The 22,943-nt window shown below is 69.3% G+C and carries 21 protein-coding genes; 5 read left to right on the top strand and 16 right to left on the bottom strand.

Annotated features, from left to right (window positions below; translation table 11 throughout):
• The first annotated feature begins 23 nt into the window (after positions 1-23).
• On the top strand, positions 24-797 hold the full coding sequence (locus OG510_RS02635; protein WP_406135007.1) for a hypothetical protein: 774 nt from the start codon (positions 24-26) through the stop codon (positions 795-797).
• A 132-nt stretch (positions 798-929) separates the two neighbouring features.
• On the opposite strand, the gene OG510_RS02630 is transcribed toward OG510_RS02635, so the two are convergent.
• The 15 genes from OG510_RS02630 to OG510_RS02560 form a co-directional block, all read right to left on the bottom strand.
• A complete protein-coding gene (locus OG510_RS02630; RefSeq protein WP_406135006.1) occupies positions 930-1,763 on the bottom strand; it encodes a PIG-L family deacetylase in 834 nt (277 codons plus the stop codon).
• Between the two features lie 217 nt (positions 1,764-1,980).
• On the bottom strand, positions 1,981-2,796 hold the full coding sequence (locus tag OG510_RS02625) for an Asp/Glu racemase (RefSeq protein WP_406135005.1): 816 nt from the start codon (positions 2,794-2,796) through the stop codon (positions 1,981-1,983).
• Positions 2,797-2,848: 52 nt separating this feature from the next.
• Positions 2,849-3,325, bottom strand: coding sequence for a MarR family winged helix-turn-helix transcriptional regulator (locus tag OG510_RS02620; RefSeq protein WP_406135004.1), 477 nt, complete (start codon positions 3,323-3,325; stop codon positions 2,849-2,851).
• Positions 3,326-3,377: 52 nt separating this feature from the next.
• Positions 3,378-4,226 carry an alpha/beta fold hydrolase gene (locus OG510_RS02615; RefSeq protein ID WP_406135003.1) on the bottom strand — a complete coding sequence of 283 codons (849 nt, stop codon included), beginning with the start codon at positions 4,224-4,226 and terminating at the stop codon, positions 3,378-3,380.
• Positions 4,227-4,264: 38 nt separating this feature from the next.
• On the bottom strand, positions 4,265-5,056 hold the full coding sequence (locus tag OG510_RS02610; protein WP_406135002.1) for an isochorismatase family protein: 792 nt from the start codon (positions 5,054-5,056) through the stop codon (positions 4,265-4,267).
• Complete coding sequence (locus OG510_RS02605; protein WP_406135001.1) at positions 5,053-5,730, bottom strand: SRPBCC family protein; 678 nt, start codon at positions 5,728-5,730, stop codon at positions 5,053-5,055. Before OG510_RS02605 ends, OG510_RS02610 begins: the two co-directional genes overlap by 4 nt.
• On the bottom strand, positions 5,730-6,242 hold the full coding sequence (locus tag OG510_RS02600; RefSeq protein ID WP_406135000.1) for a (2Fe-2S)-binding protein: 513 nt from the start codon (positions 6,240-6,242) through the stop codon (positions 5,730-5,732). Before OG510_RS02600 ends, OG510_RS02605 begins: the two co-directional genes overlap by 1 nt.
• The gene (locus OG510_RS02595) at positions 6,239-8,599 is read right to left on the bottom strand and encodes a xanthine dehydrogenase family protein molybdopterin-binding subunit (protein ID WP_406142282.1); all 2,361 of its coding nucleotides are present in this window, start codon (positions 8,597-8,599) and stop codon (positions 6,239-6,241) included. The genes OG510_RS02600 and OG510_RS02595 overlap by 4 nt, the downstream gene beginning before the upstream one ends.
• A gap of 89 nt (positions 8,600-8,688) precedes the next feature.
• A complete protein-coding gene (locus tag OG510_RS02590; protein ID WP_406134999.1) occupies positions 8,689-9,537 on the bottom strand; it encodes an FAD binding domain-containing protein in 849 nt (282 codons plus the stop codon).
• Between the two features lie 53 nt (positions 9,538-9,590).
• Entirely contained in the window at positions 9,591-11,003 is a 1,413-nt protein-coding gene (locus OG510_RS02585; protein WP_406134998.1) for an MFS transporter, read from the bottom strand.
• 169 nt (positions 11,004-11,172) lie between these two features.
• Positions 11,173-12,441: an FAD-dependent monooxygenase gene (locus OG510_RS02580; RefSeq protein WP_406134997.1), complete on the bottom strand. Its 1,269-nt coding sequence runs from the start codon at positions 12,439-12,441 to the stop codon at positions 11,173-11,175.
• 94 nt (positions 12,442-12,535) lie between these two features.
• Positions 12,536-13,570, bottom strand: coding sequence for a hypothetical protein (locus OG510_RS02575; RefSeq protein WP_406134996.1), 1,035 nt, complete (start codon positions 13,568-13,570; stop codon positions 12,536-12,538).
• A gap of 284 nt (positions 13,571-13,854) precedes the next feature.
• On the bottom strand, positions 13,855-16,077 hold the full coding sequence (locus OG510_RS02570) for an NEW3 domain-containing protein (RefSeq protein WP_406134995.1): 2,223 nt from the start codon (positions 16,075-16,077) through the stop codon (positions 13,855-13,857).
• 223 nt (positions 16,078-16,300) lie between these two features.
• A complete protein-coding gene (locus OG510_RS02565; RefSeq protein ID WP_406134994.1) occupies positions 16,301-16,684 on the bottom strand; it encodes a DUF3592 domain-containing protein in 384 nt (127 codons plus the stop codon).
• A gap of 214 nt (positions 16,685-16,898) precedes the next feature.
• On the bottom strand, positions 16,899-18,155 hold the full coding sequence (locus OG510_RS02560) for a DUF3500 domain-containing protein (protein WP_406134993.1): 1,257 nt from the start codon (positions 18,153-18,155) through the stop codon (positions 16,899-16,901).
• Between the two features lie 493 nt (positions 18,156-18,648).
• On the opposite strand from OG510_RS02560, the gene OG510_RS02555 reads away from it, so the two are divergent.
• The 3 genes from OG510_RS02555 to OG510_RS02545 all read left to right on the top strand — a co-directional run bounded on the left by OG510_RS02555 (position 18,649) and on the right by OG510_RS02545 (position 21,395).
• Positions 18,649-19,065, top strand: coding sequence for a winged helix-turn-helix transcriptional regulator (locus OG510_RS02555; protein WP_406134992.1), 417 nt, complete (start codon positions 18,649-18,651; stop codon positions 19,063-19,065).
• A gap of 112 nt (positions 19,066-19,177) precedes the next feature.
• On the top strand, positions 19,178-20,029 hold the full coding sequence (locus tag OG510_RS02550) for a carbon-nitrogen hydrolase family protein (RefSeq protein ID WP_406134991.1): 852 nt from the start codon (positions 19,178-19,180) through the stop codon (positions 20,027-20,029).
• A 244-nt stretch (positions 20,030-20,273) separates the two neighbouring features.
• A complete protein-coding gene (locus OG510_RS02545; protein ID WP_406134990.1) occupies positions 20,274-21,395 on the top strand; it encodes an IS630 family transposase in 1,122 nt (373 codons plus the stop codon).
• 79 nt (positions 21,396-21,474) lie between these two features.
• Here OG510_RS02545 and OG510_RS02540 read toward each other — a convergent pair whose 3' ends face one another.
• Positions 21,475-21,888, bottom strand: coding sequence for a MarR family winged helix-turn-helix transcriptional regulator (locus OG510_RS02540; RefSeq protein ID WP_406134989.1), 414 nt, complete (start codon positions 21,886-21,888; stop codon positions 21,475-21,477).
• An 87-nt stretch (positions 21,889-21,975) separates the two neighbouring features.
• On the opposite strand from OG510_RS02540, the gene OG510_RS02535 reads away from it, so the two are divergent.
• Positions 21,976-22,911 carry an alpha/beta hydrolase gene (locus tag OG510_RS02535; RefSeq protein ID WP_406142281.1) on the top strand — a complete coding sequence of 312 codons (936 nt, stop codon included), beginning with the start codon at positions 21,976-21,978 and terminating at the stop codon, positions 22,909-22,911.
• The last annotated feature ends 32 nt before the right edge of the window (positions 22,912-22,943 follow it).

Genomic DNA, 22,943 nt, shown 5'->3' with positions numbered 1-22,943 from the left:
GGGGCAGCCCTTAGGATGCCGGGATGGACGGGGACGGCAAGGACGACATACGCCGCACCTTCGATCTGCCGAAGTACACGCGGGCTCGACGGCGCCGCCGTCTGAAGGCCGCGGTGGTGGCCGGAGCCGTGGCGGTCGTGGTCGCGGTGGCGGTCCGGCTGGCCGTGTGGCCCCCGCACGACGACCCGGGCGACCACGCGTCGGCGGCGCCGTGCGCCGAGGACCCGACCGGGCAGGTGCTGCGCGCCGACGTCGACGGCGACGGGCGGACCGATCGCGTCGAGGACGGCGCGGACCGTGCGGGCCAACCGAGGGTGAGTTTCGCCGGGGGCGGGAGCGTGAGCGCGATCTCCACGGTCCTCACCCCCTGGCAGAAGGCCCGCGTCCATGCCACTCCGGCCGAGGAGACCCGGGCGACGTTCGGTGATTTCGACGGTGACGGGCATGTGGACCTGGCGGTGTTCTCGGCGGCCCCCGACGAGGGCGACGACCCGCAGGACACGATGACCGTGCACGAGACACACTGGGGCCCGCTGGGCCGCGACCTGCGTGGCCGTCGGACCACCACCGTGCACATGCCGTACAAGCACTGGATCGCGGGCGTCCGCGGCGTCGACCGGGAGCCGGGCAACGCAGCCGAGCTGCGTGTCTACCAGTCGGCTGGCGACGGCATGGTCGAGGAGTACAAGTCCCGCATCGAGGGCCGCTCCATCACGGTGTCCGCCGACCCCACACAGTCCTCCAACTGGCCCCACCAGCAGGCGGGCTGGGCCGACTTCGGGGTTTGCGGCGACTGATGTGGGGGCTCCGGCCGCCAAGGTGCGGCACCTGATCCGCGCAAGCGCCGTGCGGCCGGTGAGCCTTCCCGGCTCCCGGCCGCACGGGCGGATCAGTGCGGTCCTGCGGAGAGGCGGATCGGCGCAGGCAGGTCAGCGCAGTCCGGCGAAGAGATCGTTCTCCGGTACGGCCGCGCCGGTGGCGTCCTTGACGCGTACATAGGTCTCCATGCCCATGAAGTCGCTGAACCTCTCCTTGCCCATCTTGAGGAAGAAGATGTTCTCGCCCTGGCTGGCGTGCGCCGCCAGTGCGTCGAACTTCTGACCGCTGAACGCGGTGGTGTCCACCCACGTGGTGATCTCGTCGTCGGGCAGGCCGATCTCGGCCAGCGCGGCGGCCTCGGCGGGGTCCGGCTCCTGCACGTCGTCCGAGAACTCGCGCACGGTCTCCCCGAACCGCTTCATCATCGAGTGCGGCATCGTCGTCCAGTACACCTTCGGTGTCAGATCGGTCATCTCCAGCGCGGCCATGGTGATGCGGTTGGCCTGGATGTGATCGGGGTGTCCGTAGAAGCCGTTCTCGTCGTAGGTGACGACCACATCGGGCCGGTAGTGACGCATGAGTTCCGCGAGCCGGGCCGCGCCCTTCTCCACGGGGGTCTGCCAGAAGGACCCGGGGGCGTCGTTGCTCGGCCAGCCCGTCATCCCGGAGTCGGCGTAGTCCAGCATCTCCAGATCGCTGATCTTCAGGACGTCACAGCTCGCCTCGAGCTCCTGACGGCGCATCGCGGCGACGGCCGCCGGATCGTGCCCGGGGTCGCCCGGCTTGATACCGCCCGGTCCGTCACCGCAACCGCCGTCGGTACAGGTCACGAGAACCGTGCGGATTCCTTCCGCCGCGTACCGCGCGAGGACCCCTCCGGTTCCGGTGGCCTCGTCGTCGGGGTGGGCGTGTACTGCCATGAGCGTCAAGGGCCGGTCAGCCATGGAAAAAGTCCTCCTGCGGAAATACATCGTGGTCCGAGGGTGCGGCGGGTGTACCGCGGTGCCGGGCCCGGGCGTGGTGATACGGACGGCCTCATGGCCGCCGTGTCCCCGCCCGTGGACACCGGTCCCTCGAACGATGCAACCGTGCCGACCGGCCCCGCTGTTCCCGTGCGGCAGCCCGGCCTTCCGCCGACGGTCTCCAGGAGGCGGCGTACGGTCAGTCCGTTGTGTCGCTGTCGCTGTCGCTGCCGCCCGCGCCGGCGCCGGATGCGGCAGGGTGCGGCACCCGGCCGCTCAGCAGGCTCCCCGCATCAGGGACGACCGTGTCCAGACCGAGTTCCGCAAGGATGCGGTACGTCGTGGCGGTGGCAGCCGACAGCACCGGCAGGCCCGCTTCGTCCTCGACGGGCTGGATCGCGGCCAGCGACGGCATCTGCACACAGGCGGAGAGCACCAGCGCGTCCGCCCTGCCCAGGTCCAGCTTCCGCCAGTGCTCGCGCAGAGCGGCCGGGTCGAGGCGGGCGACCGCCAGATTGTCCGGGACCTCCAGGCTCAGCGCGTCGACGACCTCCACGCCCGCGTCCTCGATGTAGTCCACGACCAGCTGGGTCAGCGGCTTCAGATACGGGGTGATGACGGCGATCCTGCGGGCGCCGAGCGCCGCGACGCCGTCCAGCAGCGCCCCCGCGCTGGAGACCACCGGGGCCTGCGCGCCCCCTTCGCGGAGCGCGGCTGTGATCTCGGCCTCCGCCGTGCAGTGGTGGCCGGGGCCCTGCGCCATGATCGCCACCAGACAGGCGGAGGCGACGACATCGGGCCGTGCGTCGGCGAGTTCGAGCGCGGCGCGCTGGGTCTGTGCGTTCATACCGCGCAGCTGCTCGGGCGTGACGTGCTGCATCCTCATACGGCTGCTGTGGAAGACGAACCGGTCATCGGGCCGGTCCTGCTCGCGTGAGCGGAGCATGCGCGGCAGCTCGGTCTCCATGGTCAGGTTGGAGCTGGGGACGATCATGCCGATGTGGTGGTCCGTCACGGGTTCTCCTCGGTAAGGCGGTATCGGAAGCACCCGTGTCGTCCGGGTGCGGTCAGGACTCCCTGGCCAGGGCCTCCCAGTGGTCGGCCAGGGACGTCAGCAGGTGCATGAACTCGGTCTGCCGCTCCGGGTCGTACGGCGCAAGGAGCCGCTGGTCGAGCAGGCGCGCCCGTCTGTTCGAGTCATGGAGGGTCTTCGTGCCCTCCTCGGTCAGATACAGCAGCTTGCGGCGCCCGTCGTCGGCAGCGGTGCGGCGCACCAGCAGGCCGCGGCTCTCCAGGCGCCGGGCCACATCGGCCATCGTGGAGGTGTCCAGGGCCACGGCCGATGCCATCGACCGCTGGTCGTGGCCCGGCGCCGCGTCCACGGCGGTCAGTACGGCGAACTGCGGTCCGGTGAGCGTCGGGTCGACGGCACGTACCCACGCTGCGAGATACGCCTGGTAGAGGCGGCGTACCTGATAGCCGGGCGCGGTCGTCAGGGCCGCGGGAATCACGGGCGAGGACTCTGGGGCGGATTCGTCAACCATGGGCCAACTCAATCACGGCGTATCCGGGGGTCCCGCCCGGCCCGCAGTGTGATCACGCAGGCATCCGGCGCAACGTCTCGCGCAGCGCGCCGAGCGCGGCAGGAGGGTTGTCCCAGAAGAGCATGTGGCCCGCGTCCGGGACCCGCGTCAGGCCGGCCGACGGCTGCGCCGCGGCGGCCTCCGCGGCCCCGGCTGCCGTGACCACCGGGCTGTCCGCCCCGTACAGCAGTGCCGTCGGGCCGGGCACCGAGGGCCACCAGTCGAAGAAGTCCTCCGTCTCGAAGCCCCGGTGCGTGGCCGCGATCGCCTCCCGCGAGCAGCTGGACAGCCAGCGGGCCCGCAACTCCTGTTCCCGGCGCGGCCAGCGGGGCCAGGCCCGGGCCACACTCTCGGCGTCCGTGCCGCGCTCGGCCTCGGCCAGCTGGCCGAGGAAGGCGTCGAGGCTTGTCGGGTACGGGCCACGGCCTGGGCCGCTCATCGGCGGATCCCCCAGCACCGTGCCGGCGAGCGGAACCTTGCCGCGCGCCGCCACGACCGCCGCGATCCGCGCGCCCATGGAGTGTCCGAACAGCAGCGGACGTTCCAGGCGGAGCCCTGACACGACTGCCTCGGTGTCCTCGGCGTACTCCTCCAGGGTGTACGTCCCACCGCCGTCGGACAGCCCGCGGCCGCGGATGTCGACCACCAAGGGGCGTACCAGATCGGTGAGTTCACGGGCGACGAAGTCCATGGTGACCGCGGGGCTGCTGATGCCGGGCAGGACCACCAGCGGGGTGCGGTCGCCGCCGTAGTCGAGGATGTGCAGCCGGGCGGATCCGGAGCGCACCCATCGGCCGGTGGCGGTGATGTCGGCGAGATCGGCGAGAGCGGACTGCGGTACGGACCGCTGCGGGTGTGGCACGGGAACCTCCTGAAGGGATACGGGGGGAGGGGGGCGATTCAGCGGGCCGAGACGGGCTGGGCGGCGGGCAGTTGGCCCAGATACGCGGCGGCATCGGTGAGGTCGATGACGTCCCCGTACTTGGCCTGGATGTCGAAGAGATTCGCCTCGTGCGGGCCCGGGGCGCGGTCGCCGACGCATGCGCGCGGCACCAGAACCGAGAAGCCCGACTGCACCGCGTCGACAGCGGTGGCGCGCACACAGCCACTGGTCGTCGCACCGCACACCAGCACGGTGTCGCAGCCCAGACCGGTCAGGGTGGCGGCGAGCGAGGTGCCGAAGAACGCGGACGCACCCTTCTTCACCACCAGCAGATCCTCCGGGCGGCGCGGCAGGCGCGGGTCGATGGCGACCGCCTCGCTGCCCTCGACGAGCGCCCGCATGCCCTGTGCCTTCTGGAGCCAGGTGACCGATTCACCGGCCGCCTCGGCGGGGGAGTAGGCGATGGCGGTGAAGATGACCGGTACGCCGGCCGGGCGGCCCGCTTCGATCAACTCACCTGTCGCGCGGACCACTTCGGTCAGATCGGCGCCGGACGGGAAGGCGTCATCGGTGAAGCCGCGGGTGAGGTCGACGACGACGATCGCGGGCCTGCCGCCACGGCGTACCGGTGCGCCGAAACCGGCGCGGGCGTAGGTGCTCTCGGTGGACGGTCCGTACCGGCCTGTGTCCGAGGCTGTGTCCCCGCCCGCGCCCGTGCCCGCGATGCTGCCCGTGCCCGTATCCGTACCCGCGCCCGTGCTCACGACCGCTTCGCTCACGACCGCTTCGCTCACGACTGCGTCGCTCATGCTTGCTTCGCCGCCTTCAGCTGTCGGCTCATGGTGGTCAGCCGGCCCAGCAGCCAGCCCTCGAAGAGCCCGAAGGCAAAGGCGGCCGCCACCGGTCCGTACGTACGCAGAGCCGGTCCCGCCACCAGTGCCAGCCCGTCGAGTTCCGCCGCCGGGGCGGGCGCGGCCTGCCCCGCCTGCTTCGGGGCGTTCGCGACCGGCGACACCGCCGCGGCGGCCCCCTGGCCGCGGTCCTGGTCGAGGAGGCTGCCCAGGTTCCTCGCGAACTGCTGGAGGATCCGGTCCGACACCGCACCGATGGCGCCCTTGCCGAACTGGGCGATCTTCCCCCGGATGACGAGGTCGGTGGACAGCCGCAGCAGGGCGCCGTCCGGTGCCTCCTCCACCACGATCGTGGCCGCGGCCTCCGCGTCACCGCTGCCGTGTGTGTCGGCGCCCCGCGCCTGGACCCGCAGCAGCCGCCGCCCGGCGTCGACCTCCAGGAACCGGACCGTCCCTGCGTACGCGGCGGTGATCGGGCCGACCTTGACCTTCACCTTGCCGTGCCAGGAGTCGCCTTCCTGCCCATCGAGGGCGGCGCCCGGCATACAAGAGGCGACCCTTTCGACGTCGTTCATCAGGGCGAAGACCGCGTCCGGCGGGGCCTTGACCGGAACGGTGTTGGTGAGCTGCATCAGTTCTCCTTCTCGCGGCGCCGGGCGGTGGCGCAGCCGTCGATCGCTTCGACGATGGTCTGGTAGCCGGTGCACCGGCACAGATTGGCGGCGACGATCTCGCGGATCTCATCCCTGGTTGCGTCGGGCCGCTCGGCGAGGAAACCCTCGGCGAGCATCAGGAACCCGGGGGTGCAGAAGCCGCACTGCAACGCGTGATGTTCGCTGAACGCCCGCTGAAGATCGTTCAGTTCACGCCCGTCCACACCGCCCGACAGGGATTCCACGGTGCGGATCTCGGCGCCCTCGGCCTGCGCCGCGAACATCAGACACGCGCGTACGGGTCGGCCGTCGACCAGCACGGTGCAGGCACCGCAGATGCCGTGTTCGCAGCCGACGTGCGCCCCGGTCAGCCGCAGGTCGTGGCGCAGCACATCGACGAGTGTGCGCCGCGCCTCCGTGATGACCTCGTGCCGCTCGCCGTTGACGTCGAGTGTCAGCAGATGCGGATCCCGCTGATCGGTGCTTGTCATGAGGCGTGCTCCAGATTCCCCCGCAGTGCGCCGTGCACTGTCCCGGGTGTGATCGGGGTGTGGTCGAGTTCGATGCCGGTCGCACGCAGGCCGTCGTTGACGGCGTTGAGCACGGCGGCGGGTGCGCCGATCGTGCCGCCCTCACCGGCGCCCTTGGCCCCGGTCTCCGTGAAGGCGCAGGGCGTCGAGAGGTGATGGATCGTCACATCCGGAATCTCCTGCGCGGTGGGCACCTTGTAGTCCATGAAGCTGGTGGCGGACGGCTCGCCCTGCGCGTCGTACGTCACCTGCTCGAAGAGCGCGCCCGCGATGCCCTGGGCGATGCCGCCCCGGCACTGGCCCTCCACCACCTGAGGGTTGATCGCGACGCCGACGTCCTCGACGCAGATGTACCGCAGGATCTCCACCTGGCCGGTGCCTTCGTGCAGCTCCACGACGACGCCGTGTGTGGCATTCGAGAACGTGCCGTCGTTGAAGACGTCGAAGGTCGCGGTGGCCGTCAGGCCCGGCTCCACGTCCTTGGGCAGCAGATGCGCCCTGAGATACGCGATGTCGGCCAGCTGCTCGTAGCCGATCACGGCGGAGTGGTCGTCCTTGCGGCGTACCCGGGCGCGGTCGAGTTCGGTCTCCTCCGGGGCGATGTCCCAGTGGGCCGCCGCGATCTTGCACAGTTTGTCACCGAGCTTGGCCGCGGCCAGCCGCACCGCGCTGCCGCCCACCGTGATGGACCGGCTGGCGAAGGTGCCCCAGCCGTACGTGATGCGCTCGGTGTCGCCCTGATGGATGCGGACCTTGCCGATATCCAGGCCGAGTTCGTCGGCGACGATCTGCGCCATCGTCGTCTCATGGCTCTGTCCGTGGCTCATGGTGCCGGTGGTGACGGTCACCGCTCCGCTGGTGTCCATGCGGACCTCGGAGATGTCGAAGCCGGGGACGACCGCCATCTTGCGCTGTGCGAAGGCGGTGGACCCGTAACCGGTGCGTTCGCTGAAACACGAGTAGCCGATGCCGATGTGGCGACCCTCGGCTGCCGCCGCGGTCTGCCGCTCGTACCAGCCCTCGTCCCTGACCGACCGCTCGCACAGGTTCAGTGCCTCCAGGTAGGAGCCCGGGTCGTAGGTGATGCCGTTCACGCCCGTGTACGGGAAGTCGGTGATGACGTTGCGGCGACGGATCTCGACGGGGTCGATGTCCAGTTCGCGTGCGGCACGCTCGAAGAGCCGCTCCACGACCATCACGTACTGCGGCCGGCTGACACCCCGGTACGGCGCGGTGGGCGCCTTGTTGGTGGTGACGGCCCGCCCGCGCACCCGGTAGGCCGGCACCTTGTAGACACCGGGCATCTCCGCGGCCGCCATCAGCGGCTCGATTCCGGCGGTGAACGGGTAGCAGGAGTACGCCCCCATGTCGCACACCACATCGGCGTCAAGGCCGAGGATCGTGCCGTGCGCGTCGAACGCCGCCCGTACCTCGTAGTGCTGCTCGCGGGCGAGGAACGACGCGGACAGCGCGTCCTTGCGGTCCTCGATCCACTTCACCGGCCTGCCCAGCCGCAGCGCCGCGGCCGCCGCGGCGATCTCCTCGCGCCCGACCGCGCACTTGAGGCCGAAGCCGCCGCCCATGTCCGGCACGATCACGCGGACCTTGCGTTCGTCGAGCCCCAGGGAGCGGGAGGCCACCGTCCTTACCTGGTGCGGGACCTGGGTGCAGGTCTGCAGGACGAGCTGCTCCTCACGGTCGTCCCAGTGGGCCACGACACCGCGCGTCTCCAGCGGCAGCGCGTTCTGCCGGCCGGTCCTGGTGGATACGTGTACGACGCAGGGGGCGTCGTCGAAGATACCGTCGATGCCCTCCGTGGCGAACAGCGAGACATCCACGAGTGTGTTGTGCGCGGCCTCGTCGTGGACCAGCGCCGCACCCGGCGCCAGCGCCTGTTCCTCCGATGTGAGGGGCGCCAGCGTCTCGTAACCGACTCTGGCCGCCTCGAGCCCGTCCTCGGCGGCGTACGCGTCGCGTGCCACGACGACCGCCAGGGGCTCACCCACGTAACGGACCCGGTCACGGGCGAGGACGGGCATCGCGGTGGGGACGAACTCGTGCGTCGGGCGCCCGAGCAGAGCGGTGATGTCGCCGAGCAGCAGATCCTCCGCGGTGTACGCGGCGACCACACCCGGCACCTCCCGCACCGCGGACAGGTCGATCGAGGTGATCAGACCGTGTGCGACGGTGCTCCGCACGAACTGCGCGTGCAGCATGCCGGGCAGCTGGATGTCGTCGACGAACCGGCCACGCCCGGACAGCAGCCGGGGGTCCTCGCGGCGGGCGACCGACCTGCCGATCAGACGGGGGTCGTCCATCGGTGCGCCGCTCCTCGGCGCGTCGTCCTTGGGTGCGTCGTCCTTGGGCGCGCCGCTCTTCGGCAGGATGTTCTTCTCCTGGACGTTCTTCATCGGGATGCCGCCTCCTCGCAGGCGCGCTCGACCAGCGTGCGGATGAGCTGTTTGCGGTACTGCGTACTGCTGTTCGCGTCCCCCGGCGGCTCGACGGCGGCCGCTGCCGCCGCGGCGCACTCGGCGAAGGTCCCGCCGCCGGCCAGCACCGCCTCCGCCTCCGGCACCCGAACCGGCATCGACGCCACCCCACCGAGTGCGACCCGCCCGCCGCGCACGGCGGGCCCGTGCAGATCGAGGTCGACGGCGGCGGCCACGATCGCGAAGTCCCCGCGCCGTTCGGCGAATTCGGTGAGTGCGGCATGGGGTGCGGGGCGCGGGAAGACGATCTCGACGAGGAGTTCGTCCGGGTCGAGCGCGTTCGTGTAGTAGCCGAGGAAGAACTCCCCGGCCGGGATACGGCGCTGCCCGCGCGGCCCCGTGGCCACCAACTCGGCGCCCAGCACCACTGCGAGCAGACACCACTCGGCGGTGGAGTCGGCGTGCGCGATGCTGCCGCCGGCCGTGCCGCGGGTACGGATCGGCAGATGGCCGATCCACCCCATGGCCTCCCTGATGACCTCGTAACCGGGCCCCAGTGTGTCCAGCGGGGCCGTCTCCACGGCGTGGTGCGTGGTCAGCGCGCCGATGTGCAGGGTGCCGTCACCATCCCTGCGGATCCCGGCCAGTTCCCGCAGGCCGCCGATATCGACGAGATGCGCGGGCCTGGCCAGCCGGAAGTTCATCATCGCGACCAGGCTCTGGCCGCCGGCGATGACCTTGGCGTCGTCACCGAGCTCGGCCAGCAGCCGGGTGGCGCCCTCGGTGTCGCGGGCCCGGTGGTAGCGGAAGGGGGCGGGCTTCATGTCTCTCCTGTTCGTGCGAGGGGGCGCCGTACGCCGGGCCCGGACGGCAGCTGTCAGGCGGCCGCGTTCTCGGGTGCGGATGCGGTGGCCTGTGCGGGCTCCGCGCCCGCCGTGTCCGTGTCATCCGCGTCGTCCAGGGCCCGGCCCTTGGTCTCGGGAGCCGCGAACGCCATCCATACGACGGAGACGAGCACGGCGAGTCCCAGCACCCCGAAGGTCAGGGGCAGCCCGAGCGCCGGCCACATCACCGAGCCGAACAGCAGAGGGGCGAACCCGGTGGCGGCCCGGCTGACCGAGGAGGCCCAGCCGAAGCCGCTGGCCCGCAGACGCGTCGGATACAGCTCGGATACGTAGGCGTACAGGACCGGGATGGTCAGCTGCATCAGCAGTCCGAAGGCCGCGATGGCCACCACGGATCCGGTCGGCATGTCCATCACGAGCGCGAACACCACGAGGGCGAGCGAGGCGAGCGGCGCCGAGACTCCGATGAGCCACTTGCGGCCGATCAGGTCCACCAGCGCGGTGGAGACGACTACGCCGACGATGCCGACGCCGCTCATCACGGTGGTGCTCATGAACGCGGCCGTGTCGCCCAGACCCTGGTCGCGGAGGATCGAAGGCATCCAGCTCAGCGCCGCGTAGTACACGAGCATCACGGTGACGAACAGCAGCCAGGCAGCCGATGTGATGCGCGGGCTGAACGTCCAGAGCCTGCACAGCTGTTCGGCCGCCGCCCGCAGTCCCTTGGCCCCCGTGTCCTCGGCCGGTGCGGGGATGACGTACGGCTCCACGGGGGCGCCGGTGCGGGCCACCAGGTCGTCGATGACGGTACGGGCCTCGGCCTCCCGGCCCTTCTTCGAGAGGTAGATCGGTGATTCGGGAACGCCACGCCGTACGAAGAACAGCAGCAGCGCGGGCAGGCTCATCGTCGCCAGCATCCAACGCCAGTTGTTGTCGAGCGTCAGCATGGCCGTCGACACCAGGCCGCACAGTGTCACACCGATCGGCCACCACACATCGAGGGCGGTGAGGACCCGTCCGCGGTACTTCTTCGGCGAGAACTCGCCCACCAGGGCGTAGTCCACCGGGATACAGCCGCCGAGCCCGGCGCCCGCCAGGAACCGGAGACCGAGGAAGACCAGGTAGTCGGGGGAGAGCGCCCCCAGCACCGAGAACAGTCCGAAGACGAGCAGCGTGACGCTGAACGCCTTCTTACGGCCGATACGGTCGGCGACCGCGCCCCAGGCCACCGCGCCGACGGCCATCCCGACGAGATTCGCCGTGGCGACGAGCCCGCGCTGAATCAGCGAGAGGTCGAAATGTTCACCCAGCAGCGGCATCAGGAAGCCGTTGAGCGCGATGTCGTACGCGTCGAACAGGTAGCCGAGGCCACCGATGATGAAGATCCTGCCTTGGACTCCCCAGCGCCAGGGGAGGTTCTGGACGATCTGATCGCCTGTTTTCACGTTCGCTCCATGGTGGGTGTTCACGGGGGACGTCCCGCACCATCGCGGACACCGGGCCGGGCCCGGCGGGGGCATCGAGTGCTCCTGTGTTCGTTCGTGGCTGCCTGTGTGGAGAGTGGAGAGTGGAGAGGTGGCGAGGGAGGGTGAGCGGCGGCGGCGGCGCGCGCGTTCAGCGGGCGAACTGGTAGGAGAACGCCCCCAGATCGGGGTCGCTGAGCGGGGTGCCGCTCCACAGCCAGTCGTAGGACAGGTCGGACTCCCCGCTGAAATTCCTGAGCTTGGCGTCCCTGGCCTGCTGTTCGGGCCCGTCGGGGAAGTGGTAGAAGGTCTTGTTCCGCAGAGAGGCGTCCTGCACCATCCCGGCGTGCTTGGCGCGCCGGTCGACATACCGGCGCAGCGCACCGTCGATCCCGGAGCGGGTGACGGAGCCCAGTTCTTCGGCGAGTACCGCCGCGTCCTCCATCGCCTGGGACGCACCCTGCGCCTGGTAGGGGAGCATGGCGTGGCAGGCGTCGCCGAGCAGTGCCACCCGGCCGTCCATCCACACCGGGTCACGGCGGCGGTGGTAGAGGGCGAAGCAGGTGACGTCCTCCTTGGCCTTGGACAGCATGGCCGGGACCCGGTCGTCCCAGCCGGGGAACGCGGCGACCAGGTCCTGCGCGGTGGCGGACACGGTCCACTTCTCGGCGACCTCGTCGGTGCACGGCACACACGCGACGATGTTCAGATACTCGCCGCCGCGGATCATGTAGTGGACGAGATGCCGGTCGGGGCCGTACCAGATGGTGCTCTGGTAGCGGTCCACCAGCCAGCGCGTGGACGGGTCGGCGGCGATCAGGTCACCGGGGATCAGGGCGCGGAACGCCATCTCGCCGGAGAACTGCAGGGTGTCGGGGACGTCCATCAGCTCGCGTACCCGCGACCGGACGCCGTCGGCGCCGATCAGGACGTCGCACGCGTACCTCCGGCCGTCCTCGGTGACAGCCACGGGACGCGCGGGGTCCGTACGGTCGGCCTCGACGACCCGGCTCGCGGTGTGGATCTCCACGACCGGCCCCGGGCCCGCGGGGTCCAGACAGGCGTCCATGAGCACCCGGTGCAGATCGGCCCGGTGGTAGTGCCAGTAGGGGGCGTTGAACCGGTCCTTGCAGTACTGGCCGAGGGGGGTGAGACCGACGATGCTGCCGTCCTTCCAGCGCCGCCTCACCTGGTCGAGCGGCTCGGTGCGGATGGCCTCCAGCTGGTGGCGCAGGCCGAGTCCGAGCAGGATCCGGCTGGCGTTGGGTGCGGTCTGGATGCCCGCTCCGACCTCACCCAGCCGGGCCGCCTGTTCGAGGACGGTGACCCGCAGGCCGCGGTGGCGCAGGGCCAGTGCGGCGGTCAGACCTCCGAGGCCGCCTCCGGCGACGATGACTTCGTACGACTGGCTGGACGCCACTGACTTCCTCCAAGACGTTGAACGGGTGATGGCCGGTGACCGCCGCCTGCCGGCCGCCGCACTGGTCGCCGGGCTGGTCGCCGGGCTGGTCGCCTCACTCGTCGCCGGCGAGCTTGCCGTTCACGACGGTGTCCGTACCGTCGACCGAGACGGAGCAGCCGCGCATCGCGATGTCGAGGTGCGCGTAGGACTCGCGCCCCAGAACCGGGTGCGGGCCGGTGGACCACAGGAAGTTGCCCGCGAAGGCCCGGGCGTCCATGCCCATCAGCTCGTCCTTGCCGTACATGGCGGTGGCGAACCAGTCGGCCGTGCGCATCAGGCCCCATCCCATGTGGGAGAGGCTGCGCGCCCACTCGTCCCGGGCGTCGTCGAAGAAGGTGTTGAGCAGCTCGGCCTCGGCGCCGCCGGTGACCTTCTCGATGTGGCCGCCGGCGATCTCCAGGGTGACCGGGGTGCGGACGTACTCCTTGAAGGGCAGGAGGATGTCGCCCTCCGCGAGCACGATCCGGCCGTCGGAGATCTCCGGCCAGCACAGCACCATCGTGCTGGGCCAGTGGTCCCAGCGGCCCGGGTCGTCGGCGAAGCCGCACTGGAACTCGGGGTGGGCGCCACTGAGCTGGACGGTGAGATCGGTGCCGGCCGTGGACGTGACCCGCATGACGGAGGATCGCTTCAGCAGGTCGACTCCTTGCAGCACCTGCGCCTTGTCCTCCTCCTTGGGGAGGTTACGGATCAGGACGTCGGGCGCGTCGCAGACGAAGATGATGCGGGTGCCGGCCTTGAGGATCTCCTGCTGTACGGGGGCGTGGATGAAGCCTTCACGGGTCAGGTCGACGACGAGATCCGCGGACTTGAGCAGCTCCTGGGCCGTCGTGTCGTTGAGTACGGACGTCAGACCGGGGCCCGCACCGGTGTGAGTGCTGGGCATGGGCGCGGGGGTGCCGCCGGGCACGGTGGCCGCGATGACATGGGCGCCGCACGCCTTGGCCGCCCCGAACGCGGCAGCGACGTAGTCACCCCGGCTGCCCGGCTCGGAAAGGACGACGACATGCTCGGTGGATGTGAGTTTGCAGAGCCGGAGTTCACGGGTGAATGCGTCGAGCAGATCGACGGACGAGAGATCGAACACGAGAGAACCCTCCCGGGCGTGAGGATGCGTCTGGCAGTGGGGACGTCGGCCACTCCAGCGCGGCGGTTACGTACGGAACGGCTCGCACCTGGCATGCAGGACGGGCGTCCTGGCCCAACGAAAACGCGCTGAACTGCGGTGATGCACTGGCGGTGCGTCACCCGACAGAGATAATCCGAACACGTACTATCTGGTGCTGGCAAGGGGTGCGACGGCCCTGGACGCAAAAACGCCCGGCTGGGAAATCCCAGCCGGGCGTCTCGCCGATCTGTCTATTGTGCCGTCTATTGTGCCGTGATCGCGAAGATGTGCAGGGCGTCCTCGTTCGGGAGCGTCACCGTGCGGATCGTCTTGCCCGCGTCGAGCGGTACGGAGTTTCCGAACAGCTTGTAGCCGCCGCCGAAGTTGGCGGGCCCCTGCGGTGTGTTGCGGTGATCGGTCGTGGCGACCGTCGTGGCGCCGTACTCGGTGCCCGCCGTGCAGCACCAGTTGGGCAGCCCGAGATCGCCGCTGCTGGTGGTGCCGTCGGTGTACGTGACGGTCACCTTGCCCTCTGCGGAACCTGCCTCGGCGCCCAGGAACCACAGCTTCGTCCCACTGCCCGCCAGGGTGATCACCTGACCCGCTGTGGTCACGTTGTCCGGTGTGCCGGGTGCCGTCTTCGGGAACTCCCAGCTGACGCCGTCCTTGGTGACCGTGCCTCCCGGTGTCACACCCGCGGTGGCCAGTGCCTGGGCGGAGTAGCTGTCACCGTCGCCGTCGAAATTGCCCAGCGTGTAGTTGCCGTCCGCCGGCGGGGCGTCCTCGCTGGTGACACCGACATTGTTGAAAGCGTCGGCCAGAGCGGGATAGGGCACGACGGACACGACGGAACCCTGTCCTGTCGTACGGGACTCGCCTGCGGATCCGGCGCGGTACCGAGCGGTCGCGCTCAGCGTGACGGTCGTCGTGCCCGGCTTCGCCTCCGGGCCCTTCACCGTGAAGTCCGCCGTGGCCGAGCCGCCGGGGGCGATGCGGCCGAGCCGCGCCTTCGAGGGGCTGACCGACCAGCCCTGCGGCACGTCGACTTCGAGTGCGGCGCCGGACAGTGCCCCGGGGCCGTGGTCGGCCAGGCCGACCTGCCAGGTCGAGGACGTCCCCTCGCCCCCGGTGCGCTTCCAGGTGATCGCGGTGGCCGGCGGCACCTTGTGTGCCTGGCCGGCGTGTATCCGGTACAGGACGGTGCCGTGGGCGGGGACATTGGCCGCGATGGTGCCCGTGGACTGTGTTGTCCGCTTCGACCAGAGGTCCTTCAGCAGATAGGAGGAGCCCTTCGGGAGCCCGGCCTTGGCCGCCGTGGTCGTGATGGTCCGCGCCTGGTCCGACGAGTTGAAGAGTGCCACGGCCCTGTCCCCGCCGCGGAGCTGCTTCGACAGTACGTCGTAGCCGTCGCCCTGCTGGACGATGCGGCCCTGCAGACCTGTCGGATCCTGGTCGACCGCGATGACGTCACGGTTACCGAGAACGGACAGGGCGTCAGCGGACGCCTTGGTCAGGTCGGTACTGGAGATCAGCGGTGCGGCCATCACCGACCACAGGGACATCTGGCTGCGGATCTCGTCACCGGTCAGCCGCGACTGGCCCGCGAGCAGGAAGTCCGGGTCGTTCCAGCGGCCGGGGCTCTGCAGGTCGGCGAGCGGGACGTTGTAGCCGTAGTTGTACTTGATCGACGACCACTTGGAACTCGCCGAGGCCGGTTCCATCGCGATGTCGGCGCCCTCGCGCCATAGATTGCCCACCTGGGCCGACCAGCCGATGACGTCGTGCCAGTCCTTCTCGCCCTCGAAGTACGCGGGGGCGGAAACGGAGAAGGTGATGGGCCTGCCGGTCTGCAGGAGAGCGGTGCTCATATCGCTGTAGAGCGAGTGGTAGACCTCGTCGGGCGTCCGGTCGGAACTCTCGGGCACGTTGCAGCCGTCGAGCTTCAGATAGTCGACGCGCCACTTGGCGAAGAGGTCGGCGTCCTGCTTGATGTGACCGTACGAGCCGGGGTATCCACCGCAGGTGGAGGTGCCGGCGTCCTCGTAGATGCCGAACTTCAGCCCCATCGCGTGCAGTTGCTGACCGATGTAGGCCATTCCGTGCGGGAAGCGGTCGGGGTCGGGGACCAGGTCGCCGTCCGCGTTCCTGCTGTGTGTCATCCAGCAGTCGTCGGTGGTGACCGTGTCGTAGCCCTTCGCGGCGAGACCGGAGGAGACCAGGGCGCGGGCGTTGGACAGGACGGTGGCTTCGTCGATGTCGCAGCCGTAGTAGGACCAGTTGTTCCAGCCCATGGGCGGGGTGGGGGCAAGATTCGGGTACGAGCTCCCCGAAGCGGCGGTGGTTCCCGGGCTCTGTGCGGGAGCCGGGGTGCCCGCCGCCGCGGCGGACGGGCCGGCGAGCCCGCCGAGGGCGAGTGCGGCGGCCGCCGTCAGGGCGTACAGGCTCCGTCGCAGGGATGCAGGGATCGGGGTCGTTCTCGCGGACAAGGCGTCTCCCGTCATCGAGCGCGCCTCAGTGACGGCGCGATGGCCAACACCGTGCCTCTGTAAGTTCATTTGTGCAAGATGCCGTCGAGTTTCTTGCACAAACAGTCATCTTGGTGGCCTGGGGTCGGAGTCGTGATCCGGCCTGTCCGGCCTGTCCTGCCTGTCTGAGGCTGTCCGGCTGTCCGTGCCGCTGGGCGGGGGAACGCACGCTCCGATGACCGGCTCAACGGCCGCTGGCGAGCATCCAGATGCCGATGGCAGAGAACAGAGTGCCGAGCGCGAGAGAAAACGCGACATCCTTGACCCGCCTCCTGGCGAGGTCGATTCGCGCGCTCTTGGGGGCGTTGCCGGGAAGGTAGCGCACCGGGACCCCGCCGCCCACGGGAAGCCCCCTGACTCCGGATGACCCGGACTGGAACGTATGCCGACTGCCCTGCACATCAACGAATTCGACTATCGCGAAGTGGACAGGGCCGTCCTTCCCGAAGTTCACGCGGTGACGGACCACCAGGCCCTGGACGCGGATCCCCTCGCGTCCGAGGCGGTACTGGACCACGGCCTCATGGGTGCCGAACCCGAGCGCGGTGAGCCCTGCCAGTAGCGACAACGTAACCACCCTGCTGCCCCCCCCCGTGCCTAGGATTTCTGCTCTTCGAGCACCTCTTGTCGCATGAACGGACGCTGCATCGGCCGGGGTTGGTTCCTGGTGAAAAGACTGGGCTGTGCTGAGCAGTCCGACGCGAAGTCGGGGGGGGAGGGAGAGAGGGCGGAAGGAGGGCTCGGCGAGGTCGGGTTCGGGGCCGAGGTCGGGCGAGCGGCAGTCAGCGTCCGATGCGTCGCCGTGGATGGTGATGGGCGAGGTGTCGGCGCAGCAGGTCGCGTCCGTAGTCGCCCCCGTTGGGGGTGCGCACGATGGTGTGGACGTGGAACGGTTCGGGCTGGTCGTTGTCGAGGAAGACGCCTTGGTGGCAGTCGTATTCGATCAGGACGACCGGGCTGTGGATGCGGTAGTAGAAGGCGTCATCGTCGCCGCTCCCGCCGATCCAGGCGATGTGCGTGTTGCCGAGATGCCGCGCGACGTTGTCCACGAACGCGGTGGCGGGGCCGTCCGGGAGTCGCTGCGCGTAGGTCTTCACCAAGTGGAGCATCAACTCCCTTTGACTGGGGGACAGTTCACGGGCCGGGAGGCCCGCGTAGGGGATGACGCGGTTGTCCTGGGCGGGGCCGCCCAGGTGCCTGCCGTTGACCGGGTCGGCGAGTTCGGCGGGCAGGTCCTGCACCCGGATCGATGAGTGGAGAACGGCCTGACGCGCCTGGCCGGGGCGGAAGCTGCGCCGCAGGTCGAGTCCGGCCGTCCGCTGCTCGTCGAAGAGGCGCAGACCCTTGTGGGTACCGCGGTCGGCCTCGGTGGGTTCGGCGCCGATGAAGGTCGGGGTGAGGACCATCTGCCGCCCGATGATGAAGCAGTGCACGTCGAGGTGGTGGCCCCACAGTTGCCATCCCCACGGCTCCGTTGCCGATGGGGTGCCGAACACCGCGAAGGAGTAACGGTATTCGGTGAGGGTGTCGCGGTACTGGCCGATCAGCTCACCGAGCGCGGCGTTGAGTTTCATCGCCGTCCGGGCGTCGGAGTAGCCGGTGGCGGACAAGGACGCCTCAAGGACCGCGAGCGCACGCCCGCGCTGAGCGGGCCCGAGGTCCTCCAGGCTCAGGCCGTGCGGATCCCAGTCGGGAAAGGCGTTGATCCACATACGCCATTCGTCCGCGTCGACGGCGAACAGGACGGCTTCGCGCTGCGCGGGAGTGAGACAGTCGAGGAAGGCGGCCGCCGCCCTGCTCGCGGGCTCGGGATCCCAGCCGGTGTCCTGGAGGGCGAACAGACCGGGTACGACGTGCCCGTCCGTCGTAATGCCGACCAGTGGCTCCTTCGCCCTTGCGAGTACGGGCGGGAACGCCTCCTGCACCACGGTCCGTAGATCCGGGGGGAAGGCCGAGAGATCCACCCGGCCGTCCTGGATCGGCAGCCCCGGGACGGGCCCGAATCCCCGGTAGTGCGTCTTTTCGTCATCATCGTGCATGGCAGAACACGCCTTTCTTACCCTCGGGCGCCAGACGGTCAGGACGCGGCGGTGCGGCGAGGGATGGGGTGACAGCGGCGGCGAGCGGGTTTGCCGGCCGCGGCTGTAGAGGGGAGATCCGGGGCGCGCTTCGTCCCGCGCGCCCTGCGGTGTCTCGGTGAGGGTGGCTGCGTCGTCCTGCTCAGCGAGGGCTGGGACCAGGTCAGTGGCCGAGGCTGACCTGTGCCCTGGGGGTTTGTCGTTCTTCTCGGTCAGATCGACGAACCCGAGCGCGCAAAATCAGCGGCGGAGACCCCGGACCGAGCGGCTCGGGGCGGTGATGACGTGATGACCATGACCGTCGGCCTTCGCGACGATGGCCCAACCGGCAGAGCCGGCACCACCGATGACGGAAATGCAAGACATGAGGTGTCTTCCTATGAAAAAGGTGGCGCTGGAGGATGCGCTGCGATTACCGTACGAGCGCAGCTCTCTGACGGGAAGAAGGCACTTTGTGGTAACCACCCGGGCCGATTCGGCGCTCTGCGGCAGCCCCTACCGCGCGGACTGCCCGACCCGCCACATCCTGGATCGCATCGGCGACCGTTGGACGGTGCTCATCGTGGGTGCCCTCTGGGACGGCAACGTCCGCTTCTCGGAGCTACGCCGACGCATTGAGGGCATCTCGCAGAAGATGCTCACCCAGACCCTGCGCGGGCTCGAACGGGACGGGCTCGTCCGCCGCACCGTCCACCCCGAAGTCCCGGTCCGCGTCGAGTACGCGCTCACGGATGCGGGCCGCACACTGCGCGAGCCGCTGCGCGCACTGCAGGAGTGGTCGATCGCGCACCTCGGCGACGTATCGGCGTCGCAGGAAGCCTACGACCGCGCGAGGACACCTCCTCCTGACTCCGCGGTGCGCGGCAAGTAACGCCGCGATATCGGCGCCGTCATGCACGCGATGCAGACGGAGCGGACGTCGTGTGGCTCGCGTACCGCGCTTTCCTGGTGGTGGCCGTCGGGGATGCGATAGACACATGCACATGGCAGACAAGGTGCGGATCGCAACTGCGCAGAGCCCCGTCACTACCCACCCAGTGGCCAATGCGACGGCTGTGCGGGACTTGATGATTCAGGCGGCAAGATCAGGCGTCCGGCTCCTGCACTTTCCCGAAGGGGCGATCTCTGGATACCCCTCAGGAGGAGAAGCCAGAAAGGCCCTACGAGGCTGGGACGTCAACTGGTCTTGTATAACGGAGCAGTTGGAACTCATAGCACGGCTGGCCGGCGAGATCCGCCTCTGGGTCGTCGTCGGCTCCAGCCACCGGCTCACGACTCCGCACCTGCCGCACAACAGCCTCTACGTCATCTCGGATCGAGGCCAGTTGACCGATCGCTATGACAAGCGTCGTTGCTCGCACAACGAACTGTCCAACTGGTACTCGCCCGGCTTCGAGCCAGTGCTGTTCGAAGTCGACGGCTTCCGGTTCGGCACGGCGCTGTGCATCGAGGTCAACTTCCCTGAACTCTTCATGGAGTACACCGCCCTGGGTGCGGACTGCGTCCTCTTGTCGTCCTTCTCCGAGGATCCGATCTTCGACGTGCTCGCACGCAGCCACGCTGCTACTCAGAACTGCTGGGTGTCCGTCTCGGTTCCGGCCCAATGCAGTTCGGCCATGCCCTCCGGGATCGTCGGCCCACACGGCTACTGGCTCGACAGGTGCGCCGTAGGCGACGCGCAGGGATTGGCCTGCGTGGACCTCGATCGCACCCAACCCGGCCTGGAGTTCGCGCTCAAGAAGGCCGGCCCCTGGCGGCAGTCGGCTCGGACTGGTGAGATCTATCGGGCGCGGCGTGTCCATGACGCGCGCAGTGCGGACCGCACGCACTTCTGACTTCGCTGAGAAGCGGTACCGAAGTGTCGGTCAGCGGTTGCCGAGATACTCACGCCAGAGGAACGGCCGTCCGGAGGGCGAACCAGCCCCGGAGGCACCGTCCTGCTGACCGATTCCCGGGGCCGGCGGGGAAGCCGTGGCGGATTCCGGGGGCCGGCTAGTGCTCTGACTGGGAAGGTTCGCCGGGGCGGTCGTCCAGGCGGTTGGATGCACGGTGACGTCCGCTCCGACTGCTGGGGGTGTAGTGGCTGAGCTTGTCCGTGTGCGCAGGTTGACCGACCAGGAGGGGCAGAAGCTGCAGCAGATCGTGCGCCGGGGCAGCACCAGTTCGGTGCGCTACCGGCGCGCGATGATGCTGTTGGCTTCGGCCGGCGGGAACCGGGTGCCGGTGATTGCGAAGCTGGTGCAGGCCGATGAGGACACCGTCCGGGATGTGATCCACCGGTTCAATGAGATCGGCCTGGCTTGCTTGGACCCTCGTTGGGCGGGAGGCCGTCCCCGCCTGCTCAGTCCTGACGACGAGGACTTCGTCATCAAGACGGCCACCACCCGTCCGAGCAAGCTCGGCCAGCCCTTCACCCGCTGGTCCATCCGCAAGCTCGCCGCCTACCTGCGGAGAGTGCACGGCCGTGTCATCCGGATCGGCCGCGAGGCGTTACGGTGCCTGCTCGCCCGCCGGGGCGTCACCTTCCAGCGGACCAAGATGTGGAAGGAGTCGCCCGACCCCGAGCGCGACGCCAAGCTGGACCGCATCGAGGAGGTGCTGGAGCGTTTCCCGGACCGTGTCTTCGCGTTCGACGAGTTCGGGCCCTTGGGCATCCGGCCCACCGCCGGGTCGTGCTGGGCCGAGCAGAGCCGACGCGAGCGGCATCCCGCGACCTACCACCGCACCCACGGGGTGCGCTACTTCCACGGCTGCTACTCGATCGGCGACGACACCCTCTGGGGCGTCAACCGCCGTAAGAAGGGCGCCGCGAACACCCTGGCTGCGCTGAAGTCGATCCGTACCGCCCGGCCCGACGGCGCCCCGATCTACGTGATCCTGGACAACCTGTCCGCCCACAAGGGCAGCGACATCCGCCGCTGGGCGAAGAAGAACAAGGTCGAGTTGTGCTTCACCCCGACCTACGCCTCGTGGGCCAACCCCATCGAGGCGCACTTCGGACCGCTTCGTCAGTTCACCATCGCGAACTCGCACTACCCCAACCACACTGTGCAGACACGGGCCCTGCAGGCCTACCTCCGCTGGCGCAACGTCAACGCCCGCCACCGCGATGTCCTGGCCGCCGAACGCAAGGAGCGCGCCCGCATCCGCAGCGAGAAAGGGATCCGCTGGGGCAGACGCCCCCTCGCCACCGCAGCCTGAACGATCCAACGAATCTACGCGGTCACAGCACTGGCGAGCAGGGGTTGACCGGGCAGGCGAACCGCTCGTGACCATGGACTCATGCGGGCGAGAGCATCTCCTGAAGGATGCGCTGCAGCTCGGTGCGGTCCTGCGGAGTGATCCTTGCCAGCCTGCGGTCGTACTCCGCCGCGAGGGCTGCAAGTGCACGATCCCGTGCCTCTGTGCCCTCAGCGGTTAGTACGAGCCGGTGACGTCGCAGGTCCGCGTCGTCGATCTCGCGCCGGATGAACCCCTTGGCGACGAGGTTGCGGACGTAGACCGTCACGCTCGCTTTGGGGAGCAGCAGTGCCGTCGCGATCTCGGCCGGGTACGGCGAGGCTTCCACCTCGGCCAGGACGAAGAATTCCTTCGTCTCCAGTCCGAGCTCGGCCAGCTCCTGCGTGCAGGCGTCCATCACGACGCTCAGCAGCCGCTGGTTCAGAGTCCACAACTGCGCCCCGCCGACCGTCATGCGACTCCTCTTCCCGGCTAGTACAGTTCTGTACTAGCCTCAAACCGTATTAGTAAGCGTTTCGTACTGGGCATCTATGGAACAACAATCTCTCGAAGGCTGCCACCCATGCTTCGGCACATCACGATCCCGCGCGGACCGATCCAACTCGCCGCCGACCTCCACCTGCCCGACAACGCCGACAGCACCGCGCCGCTGCGCGCCGTGGTGCTCTCCACACCCGGCAGCAGCGTGAAGGAGCAGATCGGCGCGAACTACGCGTCCCGCCTCGCCGCCCGCGGCATCGCGGCGCTCGTCTTCGACCCCGCTCACCAAGGGCAGAGCGCAGGCGAGCCCCGCGACCTCGAAGACCCCTACCGCCGCGGCGAGGACATCTCCTACGCCATCGACGCGCTCACCACGACCCCCGGCATCGACCCGCAGCGCATCGGCGTCCTCGGCATCTGCGCCGGCGGCGGCTACGCCGTGCACACCGCCCGCACCGATCACCGCATCAAGGCCGTTGGAACCGTCGTCCCCGTCAACATTGGCACCTCGTTCCGCAGCTTCCAGCCCGACGGCCCGGCCGCCGCACTCGACGCCCTCGCCGACGCGCGCATCGAAGAAACCCGGTCCGGCGAGATGACCCGGATGAACTGGCTGCCCGACACCCTGGAGGATGCCACGACAGCGGGCCTGACCGACATCGACACCACCCAGGCGATCACCTACTACCGCACCGAGCGCGGCGGCAACAAGCACTCCACCAACCGCCGCCTCTCACGCAGCGAATCCCTCCTGCTGGGCTACGACGCGTTCCACCTCATCGACCAGCTCATGACCCAGCCACTGCAGGTCATCCTCGCCGGACGCATCGGCAACACCGGCTCCTACGACACCGGCATGCAGCTGTGGAAACTGGCCCCCAACCCGGTCAACCTCATGATGATCGACGGCGCCGGCCACTACGAGATGTACGACGAGCCCGAATACGTCGACGCCGCCGTCGAAAGGCTCACCACCTTCTACGTCAACCACCTGTAAGGCATCCAGCCCGGCGAACCTATGCGGTCACA

This window comes from Streptomyces sp. NBC_01089 (genome assembly GCF_045162975.1).
Classification (GTDB): Bacteria; Actinomycetota; Actinomycetes; order Streptomycetales; family Streptomycetaceae; genus Streptomyces.
The sequence above is the reverse complement of the archived record's forward strand: the minus strand, read 5'-3'. Positions and strand labels throughout refer to the sequence as shown.

Excerpts from the sequence above, each read along its gene's own strand:
- OG510_RS02635 (WP_406135007.1), top strand. The coding sequence starts at position 24 with ATGGACGGGGACGGCAAGGACGACATACGCCGCACCTTCGATCTGCCG.
- OG510_RS02630 (WP_406135006.1), bottom strand. The coding sequence starts at position 1,763 with ATGGCTGACCGGCCCTTGACGCTCATGGCAGTACACGCCCACCCCGAC.
- OG510_RS02620 (WP_406135004.1), bottom strand. The coding sequence starts at position 3,325 with ATGGTTGACGAATCCGCCCCAGAGTCCTCGCCCGTGATTCCCGCGGCC.
- OG510_RS02610 (WP_406135002.1), bottom strand. The coding sequence starts at position 5,056 with ATGAGCGACGCAGTCGTGAGCGAAGCGGTCGTGAGCGAAGCGGTCGTG.
- OG510_RS02605 (WP_406135001.1), bottom strand. The coding sequence starts at position 5,730 with ATGCAGCTCACCAACACCGTTCCGGTCAAGGCCCCGCCGGACGCGGTC.
- OG510_RS02600 (WP_406135000.1), bottom strand. The coding sequence starts at position 6,242 with ATGACAAGCACCGATCAGCGGGATCCGCATCTGCTGACACTCGACGTC.
- OG510_RS02595 (WP_406142282.1), bottom strand. The coding sequence starts at position 8,599 with ATGGACGACCCCCGTCTGATCGGCAGGTCGGTCGCCCGCCGCGAGGAC.
- OG510_RS02590 (WP_406134999.1), bottom strand. The coding sequence starts at position 9,537 with ATGAAGCCCGCCCCCTTCCGCTACCACCGGGCCCGCGACACCGAGGGC.
- OG510_RS02560 (WP_406134993.1), bottom strand. The coding sequence starts at position 18,155 with ATGCACGATGATGACGAAAAGACGCACTACCGGGGATTCGGGCCCGTC.
- OG510_RS02550 (WP_406134991.1), top strand. The coding sequence starts at position 19,178 with ATGGCAGACAAGGTGCGGATCGCAACTGCGCAGAGCCCCGTCACTACC.
- OG510_RS02540 (WP_406134989.1), bottom strand. The coding sequence starts at position 21,888 with ATGACGGTCGGCGGGGCGCAGTTGTGGACTCTGAACCAGCGGCTGCTG.